Here is a 10,886-nt window from a genome sequence, read left to right on the forward strand (position 1 = left end):
ATGGGCGTGTCCGCAAGGACATCACAATCGGATATCGATGGCTCTGGTCACCGGATCCTCCGCAGGTCGATGGGGAAGTCGCACCTGATGATCGGAGGAATCATGACCGGGACTGCGTCAGGAGTGCTCTACGTGCACTCCTCCCCGCGCGCGCTCTGCCCCCATGTCGAATGGGCAGCAGGTCGCGCGATGAGTCGCGCCGTGAACTTCTCCTGGCTGGACCAGCCCGCGCAGGACGGCTCCCGGCGCACCGAGTACACGTGGACCGGGCAGGTCGGCACCGGTGCCGCGATCGCCTCTGCGCTGCGGGGCTGGGAGCACCTCCGCTACGAGGTCACCGAGGAGCCCACCGAGGCGTCCGACGGCGGCCGGTGGATGCACACGCCCGACCTCGGCGTCTTCTACGCGCAGACCGACGTCACGGGCAACATGGTGATCCCCGAGGACCGCGTGCGCTACGCGATGGAGGTCGCCGGCAGCAACGCCCTCGAACTGCACCGTGAACTCCGACTGGCGCTCGGCCAGGCCTGGGACGACGAACTCGAGCCGTTCCGCCACGCTGCCGAGGGCAACCCGGTCGTCTGGCTCCACCGCGTGGGCTGACCCCGCCACAGCGTCAGTCCGGCGCTTGAAGACTCCGACACCTCTGCGAAAGCGACAGTTCCCCGCCGATCACCGGCGGGGAACTGTCGCTTTCGCGATGTGGACGCGACCACAGGACGACGGAGGCCCGCCCCGCAGACGCGAGACGGGCCTCCTGGCTGATCGGTGTCAGGCCGTGCGGAACGCGACGACGGCGTTGTGGCCGCCGAAGCCGAACGAGTTGCTGACCGCGAGCAGGTCGCCCGCCGGCAGCTCGCGCGGAGCCGTCGCGACGTCCATCACGATCTCCGGGTCCTGCTCGGTGAGGTTGATCGTCGGCGGCGCGACCCGGTTGTGCAGCGCGAGGACGGTGAACATCGCCTCGATCGCACCGGCACCACCGAGCAGGTGCCCGGTGGACGCCTTGGTCGCCGAGACGACGACGGAGTCGAGGTGGTCACCGAACACGCGACGCATGGCGTGGTACTCGGCGATGTCGCCGACCGGGGTCGACGTGGCGTGCGCGTTGACGTGCGCGACGTCGTCGCGCGAGGCGCCGGCGTGCTCGAGTGCCGTCAGGACCGCACGGGCGGCCGCGCTGCCCTCGGGGTCCGGAGCGGTGATGTGGAAGGCGTCTGACGTGATGCCGGCGCCGGCGACCTCGGCGTAGATCTTCGCGCCGCGGGCCTCGGCGTGCTCCTTCGTCTCGAGGATGAGGGCAGCCGCGCCGTCCGCGAGCACGAAGCCGTCGCGCGTGACGTCGTACGGACGCGAGGCGGTCTCGGGGGAGTCGTTCCGACGCGAGAGCGCCTGCATCGCGGCGAAGGACGCGAGCGGCATCGGGTGGAGCGCTGCTTCGGCACCACCGGCGATGACGATGTCGGCTTCACCCGTGGCCACGTGCCGGTACGCCTCGGCGAGGGACTCGGTGGACGAGGCACATGCGGAGAGGTAGGTCCGAGCACCGCCACGGGCACCGAACTCCATCTCGATGGCCGCTGCCGGACCGTTCGCCATGAGCATCGGCACGGTCATCGGGAGGACGCGGCGCGGGCCCTTCTCGCGCAGGGTGTCCCATGCGTCGAGCAGGGTGTTCACGCCGCCGATGCCGGTCGCCCAGTCGACGATGAGACGCTCGGGGACGACGGTCTCGTTGTCGATGCCGGCGTCGGCCCAGGCTTCGCGCGCGGCGATGAGCGAGAGCTGCGACGACGGGTCGAACCGCTTCGTCTCCGGGCGGGTGAGCTGGTCGGTGATGAACTTCCGGGCCTGGCCCGCGAACTCGACGGGGATGTCGAGCTCGGCGTAGCGAGGGTCTTCGAGCCTGGTGATGCCGGACTTGCCCTCGAGCAGGGCGTCCCAGGTCTCCGAGGCAGTCGCGGCGAGAGGGGTGATCGCACCGATCCCGGTGACGACGACGGTCTTGTTGGTCATGGAACGACTTGTTTCTTCTGAGGTGGACATGAAGAGCGCCGCGGCCCGTGACCGGAAGGGTCGAGCCGGACCGCGGCGTTCAGGAAGTTCGCGCCAGGGCTGTGGGTGTCAGGCCTGGGCCTTGACGATGAAGTCGACGGCGTCACCGACGGTCTTGAGGTTCTTGACCTCTTCGTCGGGGATCTTGACGTCGAACTTCTCTTCGGCGTTCACGACGATGGTCATCATCGAGATCGAGTCGATGTCGAGGTCGTCCGTGAACGACTTGTCCGCCTGCACGGTGTCGGTCGCGATGCCGGTCTCGTCGTTGATCAGCTCGGCCAGGCCGGCGAGGACGTCTTCGTTGGACAGGGCCATGATGGTGTCTCCTTGAGGGGGGTGTCGTTTGACCGTGGACCAGCCTAGGGCACGGGGTGATCCCGTGCCCGCAGCCTGGCGGGCCTGTGGGTGAGTCGGTGGACTAGGGGAGCACGACCACCTGCGCGCCGAACACGAGTCCGGCGCCGAACCCGATCTGCAGGGCGAGTCCGCCCGACAGCTCCGGGTGCTCGTCGAGCAGGCGGTGGGTGGCGAGCGGGATGCTCGCGGCCGAGGTGTTGCCGGTGGTCGTGATGTCGCGGGCGATCACCACGGACTCGGGGAGGCCGAGCTGCTTGGCGAACTCGTCGATGATGCGGATGTTCGCCTGGTGCGGGACGAACGCGGCGAGCTGGTCGGGTCGGACGCCTGCGGTCTCCAGCGCTTCGCGGGCGACCTTGACCATCTCCCAGACGGCCCAGCGGAACACGGTCTGACCGGCCTGCCGTATCGTCGGCCGCGCGGCCCCCGCTTCCCACTCGTTGAAGGTCGAGGTCATGCCGATCGCGTCCCACTTGGACCCATCCGATCCCCAGATGGTCGGGGCGATGCCGGGGAAGTCGCTCGGGCCGACGACCGCCGCGCCGGCGCCGTCACCGAGCAGGAACGAGATGGACCGGTCGGTGGGGTCGACGATGTCGCTGAGCTTCTCGGCGCCGATGACCAGCACGTGGTCGGCGATGCCGGACTTCACGAACGAGTCGGCCTGGGCGATGCCATAGGCGTACCCGGCGCACGCGGCGCTGATGTCGTAGGCCGCAGCCGGGGTGGCGCCGATGCGCTCGGCGAGGAGCGACGCCATCGACGGCGTCGCGACCGTGTGCGTCACGGTGCTGACCAGTACGACGCCGATCTGGTCGGGGGTGAGCCCGGCCTTCGCGATCGCTTCGCGCGCCGCGGTCTCGGCGAGGTCGACCGCCTCGACGCCCTCACCGGCACGCATCCGGGTGATGATGCCGGTGCGCTGCCGGATCCACTCGTCGGAGGAGTCGATCGGTCCGACGAGGTCGTCGTTCGGGACGGTGAGCTCACCGCGCGCGGCGCCGAACGCCATGATGCGGCTGAACTCGTGGCCCCTGCGCTGCGCGAGGACGGGCCTTCCGGTCGGCTCGACGGCTTCTGACACGTCGGTCATGCGGACACCTCCGCGGTGCTGAGGAGCTCGATCGCGGCCGGCAGGTCCTCGGGGGACTTGATCGCAACCGTCGGGGTGCCGCGCAGGCCGCGCTTGGCGAGTCCGACGAGCGCACCGGCCGGTGCGAGCTCGATGATGCCGGTGACACCGGCCTGCTGGAAGGACTCCATCACAGAGTCCCAGTGCACGGGGTTCGCGATCTGCTGGACCATCAGGTCGACGAACTGCCGGCCGTCGTCCACGCGCGAACCGTCGGCGTTCGTCCAGATCGGGAGCGTCGGGTCCACGGCGGTGGTGCCGGCGGCGACGGGGGCCACGCGCTCGACCGCGGGGGCCATGTACCGGGTGTGGAACGCGCCGGCCACGGCGAGGGGGATCACGCGGGCCTTCGCCGGCGGGTTCTCGGCGAGTGCCGCGATCGCTGCGGCAGCGCCGGCGACGACGGTCTGCCCGCCGCCGTTGTGGTTCGCGGGCACGAGGCCGTGTGCCTCGAGGGCCTGGGCGACCTCGTCGGCGTCACCACCGAGGACGGCCGCCATGGAGGTCGGCTCGAGCGCTGCGGCGTCGGCCATCGCCCGGCCGCGGGCAGCGACGAGGGAGACGGCGTCGGTCGGCTGCAGGATGCCGGCGACGGCAGCGGCGGTGAACTCGCCGACCGAGTGTCCGGCGACGCCTCCGACCAGGGCACGGCGGCCGTCGGCGAGGAGTGCGTCGGCGGTGATGATGCCGGCGGCCACGATGAGCGGCTGGGCCAGCGCGGTGTCCTTGATGGTGTCCGCGTCGGACTCGGTGCCGTGCACGGCGAGGTCCACGCCGATCGCTTCGGACCACTGCCCGACACGTTCACGAACGGCGGCGTCCTCGAGCCACGGGGCGAGGAAGCCGGGAGTCTGGGAGCCCTGTCCGGGCGCGACGACGACGATCACCGGACAATCCTGTCTGCCGCGACGCGTGTGCCCCGTGTGGACTCCCGACACGAATCCGCTCGAGACATTGTGGGACCCCTACGGTCGGAGGTCACCGGCGTCCGATCCGACGTCGACCGGAGGCCGACTCGGACATCGCGCCGAGGATGAGCGCCGACTGCACGATGAGGGCGTCGCGGGCGTGTGTGGCGTCCCACCCGATGATGTCTGCGACACGACGGAGCCGGTATCGGACGGTGTTCGGGTGCACGAAGAGCTCGCGGGCCGTGGCTTCGAGGGACCGACCGGTGTCCAGGTAGCACCAGAGGGTCTGGAGCAGTTCGGTGGACTGGTCCTTCAGCGGGACGTAGATGCGCTGGACGAGGGCGGAGCGGGCGAGGGGATCGCCGGCCAGTGCTCGCTCGGGGAGCAGGTCGTCCGCGAGCGCTGGACGGGGAGCGCCGCGCCAGGCACGCGCGACGGCGAACCCGGCGAGGGCCGCCTTCGCCGAGGTCGACGCGTCGACCACCCCGGGGACCTCGTTGCCGAGGACCAGGTGCCCGTCGCCGAACATCGGCTCCAGTGCCTGCGCGATTGCCATGAACGAGACGGGCTCTTCGCCTTCGGGAACGTCGTCCCGTGGGGTCGAGCGACCGATGACGACCACGAGCCGCGACCCCTGCACGCCGATGAGCACGTCGGCGTCCATGTGGCGGGCAGCACGGCGGACCTGGTCGACCTCGAGCTGCTTCGGCGCCGTGCCGACGAGCACCGCGACCTCGCCGTGACCGTGCCAGCCGAGCGCCGCGATCCGTGACGGCAGCTCGTCGTCGTACTCGCCCGACAGGATCGAGTCGACCACGAGCGCCTCGAGCCGCGCGTCCCAGAGCCCGCGGGCCTCCGCAGCACGCGCGTAGACGTCGGCGGCTGCGAACGCGATGTCCCGCGAGTACTTCAGGATCGCCTCCTGCAGCATCTCGTCGTCCTTGGCGCGCTCCTCGACCACGGTCACCACGACGCGGATGAGCTGCAGCGTCTGCTGCAGGCTCACCGAGCGGAGGAGTTCCCGCGGCGCGGAACCGAACACGTCGGCTGCGGCGATCCACGGCGTCGACGCGCTGCCCTCGAGCCACGAGATGAACGACGTGATGCCGGCCTGCGCCACCATGCCGACCGCAGAGCGTCGACCAGGGGGCATCTCGCTGTACCACGGGAGCGTGTCCTCGAGCCGCTTGATCGTGGCGGTCGAGAGTTCGCCCGACACCTGCCGGAGCCAGGAGAGCGCGCGTTCGCGGTCGTTCTCCCGGCCCACGGCAGGGTCGGTGCGGGGTGTCGTCACCGCCGGTGTCAGCTCTCGCCGCCGGCGGAACCGGTCGTGCCGGCGGTCACGTCGTGCAGCCGGTACTTGTCGATCGCCTGCTGGACGAGCGCCGCGTCGATCTTGCCCTGGCGGGCGAGCTGCTGCAGCGTCCGCACGACGACCGAGGGGCCGTCGATGTGGAAGAAGCGACGGGCGGCCGGACGGGTGTCCGAGAAGCCGAAGCCGTCGGCGCCGAGGGTGGCGTAGTCGGTCGGCACGAACGGGCGGATCTGCTCTTGGACCTGGTGCATGAAGTCGCTGACGGCGACGACGGGCCCCTCGGTCGCGAGCAGGCGCTCGGTGACGTACGGCGTGCGCGGCTGCTCGTTCGGGTTGAGGAACGCGTGCTGCTCCGCGTCGAGGCCGTCGCGGTAGAGCTCACCCCAGCTCGTGACGCTCCAGACGTCTGCGGAGACGCCCCAGTCCTCGGCCAGGAGCTGCTGTGCCTCGAGGATCCACGGCACCGCGACACCGGAAGCCAGGAGCTGCGCCTTCGGGCCGTCGTGCTCGCTCGGCTTGAGCAGGTACATGCCCTTGACGATCCCGTCGACGTCGACGCCCTCGGGTTCGGCGGGCTGGACGATGGGCTCGTTGTAGACCGTCAGGTAGTACATGACGTTCGGGTCGGCGTGCTTGGGCGAGCCGTCCTCGTTCGTGCCGTACATGCGGTCCAGGCCGGACTGCACGATGTGCCCGATCTCGTAGCCGTACGCCGGGTCGTAGGACACGACGGCCGGGTTCGTCGCCGCGAGCAGCAGCGAGTGTCCGTCGGCGTGCTGCAGGCCCTCGCCCGTGAGCGTCGTGCGGCCGGCGGTCGCGCCGATCATGAACCCGCGGGTCATCTGGTCGCCGGCGGCCCAGATGGCGTCGCCGGTGCGCTGGAAGCCGAACATCGAGTAGAAGACGTAGACCGGGATGAGCGGTTCGCCCTGCGTCGAGTACGAGGTGCCGACGGCGGTGAAGGCCGCGAGGGCACCGGCTTCGTTGATGCCGACGTGGATGATCTGGCCCTGCGGGCTCTCCTTGTACGCCAGGAGGAGTTCGCGGTCGACCGACGTGTAGTGCTGCCCGTTCGGGTTGTAGATCTTCGCCGTCGGGAAGTACGCGTCCATGCCGAACGTGCGTGCCTCGTCCGGGATGATCGGGACCACGCGGTCGCCGAAGTCCGGGGAGCGCAGGAGGTCCTTCAGCAGACGGGCGAACGCCATGGTGGTGGCGATCTCCTGCTTGCCGGAACCCTTCTTGACGACCTGGTACTTCGAGTCGTCCGGCAGCGTGATCGACGTGTACTTGGTGCGACGCTCCGGGACGTACCCGCCGAGTGCCTGACGGCGCTCGTGCATGTACTGGATGGCCTCGTCGTCGTTCCCCGGGTGGTAGTACGGCGGCGTGTAGGGGTTCTCCTCGAGCTGCGCGTCGGAGATCGGGATGCGCATCTCGTCGCGGAACTGCTTGAGGTTGTCGAGCGTGAGCTTCTTCATCTGGTGGGTCGCGTTGCGGCCCTCGAAGCTCGGGCCGAGGCCGTAGCCCTTGACCGTCTTCGCGAGGATGACGGTCGGCTGGCCCTTGTGCTCGGTCGCGGCCTTGAACGCCGCGTAGACCTTGCGGTAGTCGTGGCCACCGCGCTTGAGGTTCCAGACCTGGTCGTCGCTGTAGCCGTCGATGAGCTGCAGCGCCTTGGGGTCGCGCCCGAAGAAGTTCTCGCGGACGTACGCGCCGTTCTCGGCCTTGTACGTCTGGTAGTCACCGTCGGGGGTGACGTTCATCAGGTTGAGCAGCGCGCCGTCGGTGTCGCGGGCGAGCAGGTCGTCCCACTCGCGGCCCCAGATCACCTTGATGACGTTCCAGCCGGCACCGCGGAAGTAGCTCTCGAGCTCCTGGATGATCTTGCCGTTGCCGCGGACCGGGCCGTCGAGACGCTGCAGGTTGCAGTTGATCACGAAGTTGAGGTTGTCGAGCCCGTCGTTCGCCGCGACCTGCAGCTGCCCACGGGACTCGACCTCGTCCATCTCCCCGTCGCCGAGGAACGCCCAGACCTGCTGGTCGGACGCGTCCTTGATGCCGCGGTTCGACAGGTACTTGGCCTGCTGCGCCTGGTAGATCGCGTTGATCGGGCCGATGCCCATCGACACGGTGGGGAACTGCCAGAAGTGCGGCATGAGGCGCGGGTGCGGGTACGACGACAGTCCGCCGCCCTCGTGCGACTTCTCCTGACGGAACCCGTCGAGCTGGTTCTCGTCGAGGCGGCCTTCCATGTAGGCACGGGCGTACATGCCGGGGGAGGCGTGGCCCTGGAAGAAGACCTGGTCGCCGCCGGACGCGTGGTCCTGCGCGCGGAAGAAGTGGTTGTAGCCGACCTCGTACAGGGCGGCGCTCGACGCGTAGGTCGAGATGTGGCCGCCGACCGAGATGCCGGGGCGCTGCGCGCGGTGCACCGTGATGGCCGCGTTCCAGCGGATCCAGCGGCGGTAGCGACGCTCGAGCTCTTCGTCGCCGGGGAACTCCGGCTCGTTCTCCGGCGCGATCGTGTTGACGTAGTCCGTCGTCGGGACCATCGGCACGCCGAGGTGCAGTTCCTTGGACCGCTTGAGCAGGCTCAGCATGATCTCGCGCGCACGCTCGTGACCGTGTGCGGCGACCAGTCCGTCGAGGGACTCACGCCATTCGGCGGTCTCCTCCGGGTCCTGGTCCGTGCTGCCGTTGCTGTACGGGTCCTGGTCGTTCACCGTCACCCTTGACCTCGGTTCGTTCTCGTGGTGGTGGACATGGTGGCGCACCGGTCGGTCGGGTCGCGACCAGCGGTGGGAGCCTCGACCACTCTAGGCCCCACTGCCGACAGGTCGCCTGTGGGAGCCGCGCCCGCACGGAACACTCCTGGGCCCCAGCACCGACGAGCACCCTGATGGTGACGTGTGTCCGCACGCTCGTGAACAGGTGCTTGCATTCGCGTGTCGTCGGCGTACGATTGCCGATCGTGCCCGTGCGACCCTGCGCGTGCATGGATCGACGGGCACACCCGCAGCCCGAGGAAGAAGTACACGCAACGATGGCACTGGAGATCGGCTCACTCGCGCCGGACTTCGAACTCCCGAACCAGTTCGGAGAGCACGTCCGCCTCAGCGACTTCCGCGGTTCCCGCCCGGTCGCACTCGTCTTCTTCCCGCTCGCGTTCTCGTCGACCTGCACGAGCGAGCTCTGCGCCCTCCGGGACAACATCGCGATGTTCCAGGACAACCGCGTCGAGCTCATCGGCATCTCGGTCGACTCGAAGGCGACGCTCCGCTCGTTCGCCGACCTCAACGGCTACGACTTCGAGCTCCTCGCGGACTTCTGGCCGCACGGCGCCGTCTCGAAGGAGTACGGGGTCTTCCTCGAGCACAAGGGCTTCGCGAACCGCGCCACCTTCGTCATCGACGTCCAGGGCCGCATCCGCGCGTCGATCATCTCCGAGCCCGGCGTCGCCCGCGACGTCACCGAGTACCGCGCGGCGCTCGACCGGCTGGCCGCCTGCACGGCGCCCGTCCCGGTCGCCTGACAGTCGGTCGCCTGACAGCCGGACGCCCGACGGGCGGTCCGTCGCACCAACCGTCGACCGGTCCGGTTCCGAACACCTCCCGGGTGCGCAGGCACCGGACTGGAGGCTCGGTGCACGCCATCGACACCGCCGCAGCACCGCGGACGGGCACGACCGACGCGTACGCGCCGTTCCCGGTGACGGCTGACGCCGCCAGGTGGTCGCTCCGCAGGACGGTCGTCCCGACCGTGCACGGTCCCGTCGTGGTGCACGCCCGCAGCGGAGACCGGCCCCTGCTGTTCCTCCACGGGGTCGCCGGTTCCTGGACCACGTGGACCCCGTTGCTCGAGGCCGCCGACGGCTTCCCGACCCGCGGGCTGGTCCTCGTCGACCTGCCCGGCTGGGGGTCGTCGCCCGCACCTTCGACGCCACTGTCGGTCGACGACGCCGTCGCGGTGCTGACCGCCGTGCTCGATGCGCTCGACGTCCCGGTCGTCGACGTCGTCGGGCACTCGATGGGCGCCTTCGTCGGCATGCACCTCGCGGTCGCCGCCCCGGACCGGACCCGCTCGGTGACGCTCGTCTCCGGGACGACGTTCGCCGCGATCGACGCCGCTCGGCACCCCGTGCGCGGCGTGCTGACCGTCCCCGCGTTCACACTGCTGCGTGCCGGCCTCGCCGTCACGCGCGGCGCGGCCGTCCCGATGCTCCGGGTGCTCGCCGGCATCGGGCTCCTGCGGTTGCTCGCCGCACCCGTCTTCACCCACGTGCGGCGCCTGGACCGGAGCGTCCTCGACGCCTTCGTCGAGGAGCTCCGGCCTGCAGGCTTCCTCGCCGCCGCACGATCGGGCGCCGCCTACGACACGGACCGCTGGCGGGGGATCCGGTGCCCCGTGACCGCGGTCTCCGGGCGCGACGACGTCTTCGCCCGCGTCCGGGACCTCGAGGACCTGGCACGCGTGGTGCCGCAGACGCGGACGGTGCTCCTGGACGACTGCGGGCACTTCGCCCACGTCGAGCACCCGGCAGCGGTGGTCGCCGCGCTCAGTGGTACTGCGGCGGCCAGTCGAACGCGGGCGGACGACGTGGGACCTCGCCGACGGTCGTGACGACGAGGTCGACCTCGCCGAGGTCCTCCAGCTCGATCGACCGAGGGTTCCCCAGGTACCGGCGGCCGTCGACCCACACGGTCAGGTCCCCGTGCAGACCGCCCACACCCCAGGCGCTCAAGGGGACGCCCCACTCGTCGAAGAACTGCCCGAGGGTGAAGTCCTGACGGACCGGCGACTCGACGTGGACGATGCCAGACGTGTCGTGCGTGTGGATCTCCGCGGCGAAGTGCCGACGGTCCGAGTGGCCGATGTCCGCGGGGATCACGACCGGTTCGTCACCGTCGGTGATCGTCACGTGGGTGTGGACGTGCTCGGCCAGTCGCTGTCCCCACACGTCGTGGAGCCCTGCGGCCTCGGCCCGTGCCGCGAGGTCGGTCGGGCGCGGCCACGGCGGACCGTCCTGCACCGCCGAGCACCCCGCGAGGAGCACCACGAGCGTGGCTGCCGTCAGGGTCGCAGTCGCCGTTGCTCGTCGCACTGTTCCGTG

10 protein-coding genes are annotated in these 10,886 nt (G+C 70.1%); 3 read left to right on the forward strand and 7 right to left on the reverse strand.

Features of this window, described 5'->3' with window-relative positions:
- Positions 1-102: 102 nt before the first annotated feature.
- Positions 103-603, forward strand: coding sequence for a DUF3145 domain-containing protein (locus AAEP80_RS10905; protein ID WP_281264267.1), 501 nt, complete (start codon positions 103-105; stop codon positions 601-603).
- Between the two features lie 168 nt (positions 604-771).
- Here the strand turns inward: AAEP80_RS10905 and AAEP80_RS10910 are convergent, their stop codons facing one another.
- The 6 genes from AAEP80_RS10910 to aceE all read right to left on the reverse strand — a co-directional run bounded on the left by AAEP80_RS10910 (position 772) and on the right by aceE (position 8,505).
- Positions 772-2,016, reverse strand: a complete 1,245-nt coding sequence (locus tag AAEP80_RS10910; RefSeq protein ID WP_281264268.1) for a beta-ketoacyl-[acyl-carrier-protein] synthase family protein — start codon at positions 2,014-2,016, stop codon at positions 772-774.
- 108 nt (positions 2,017-2,124) lie between these two features.
- Entirely contained in the window at positions 2,125-2,373 is a 249-nt protein-coding gene (locus AAEP80_RS10915) for an acyl carrier protein (RefSeq protein WP_281264269.1), read from the reverse strand.
- A gap of 103 nt (positions 2,374-2,476) precedes the next feature.
- Positions 2,477-3,508: a beta-ketoacyl-ACP synthase III gene (locus tag AAEP80_RS10920; RefSeq protein WP_402728500.1), complete on the reverse strand. Its 1,032-nt coding sequence runs from the start codon at positions 3,506-3,508 to the stop codon at positions 2,477-2,479.
- A complete protein-coding gene (locus AAEP80_RS10925) occupies positions 3,505-4,434 on the reverse strand; it encodes an ACP S-malonyltransferase (protein WP_413602140.1) in 930 nt (309 codons plus the stop codon). Before AAEP80_RS10925 ends, AAEP80_RS10920 begins: the two co-directional genes overlap by 4 nt.
- A gap of 91 nt (positions 4,435-4,525) precedes the next feature.
- On the reverse strand, positions 4,526-5,752 hold the full coding sequence (locus AAEP80_RS10930; RefSeq protein WP_420364416.1) for a PucR family transcriptional regulator: 1,227 nt from the start codon (positions 5,750-5,752) through the stop codon (positions 4,526-4,528).
- 8 nt (positions 5,753-5,760) lie between these two features.
- The gene (gene aceE / locus AAEP80_RS10935; protein WP_402728503.1) at positions 5,761-8,505 is read right to left on the reverse strand and encodes a pyruvate dehydrogenase (acetyl-transferring), homodimeric type; all 2,745 of its coding nucleotides are present in this window, start codon (positions 8,503-8,505) and stop codon (positions 5,761-5,763) included.
- A 314-nt stretch (positions 8,506-8,819) separates the two neighbouring features.
- Here aceE and AAEP80_RS10940 point away from each other — a divergent pair, with 314 nt between their 5' ends.
- Both AAEP80_RS10940 and AAEP80_RS10945 read left to right on the forward strand, forming a co-directional pair.
- Positions 8,820-9,308 (forward strand): peroxiredoxin, encoded by a 489-nt coding sequence (locus AAEP80_RS10940; RefSeq protein ID WP_402728504.1) that lies wholly within the window; start codon positions 8,820-8,822, stop codon positions 9,306-9,308.
- A 110-nt stretch (positions 9,309-9,418) separates the two neighbouring features.
- The gene (locus AAEP80_RS10945) at positions 9,419-10,396 is read left to right on the forward strand and encodes an alpha/beta fold hydrolase (RefSeq protein WP_420364417.1); all 978 of its coding nucleotides are present in this window, start codon (positions 9,419-9,421) and stop codon (positions 10,394-10,396) included.
- Here the strand turns inward: AAEP80_RS10945 and AAEP80_RS10950 are convergent.
- A complete protein-coding gene (locus AAEP80_RS10950) occupies positions 10,332-10,877 on the reverse strand; it encodes a hypothetical protein (RefSeq protein ID WP_420364418.1) in 546 nt (181 codons plus the stop codon). The genes AAEP80_RS10945 and AAEP80_RS10950 overlap by 65 nt on opposite strands.
- Positions 10,878-10,886 lie beyond the last annotated feature (9 nt).

Origin of the sequence: Curtobacterium sp. L3-7, from assembly GCF_048756585.1 — a bacterium.
Lineage (GTDB): Bacteria > Actinomycetota > Actinomycetes > Actinomycetales > Microbacteriaceae > Curtobacterium.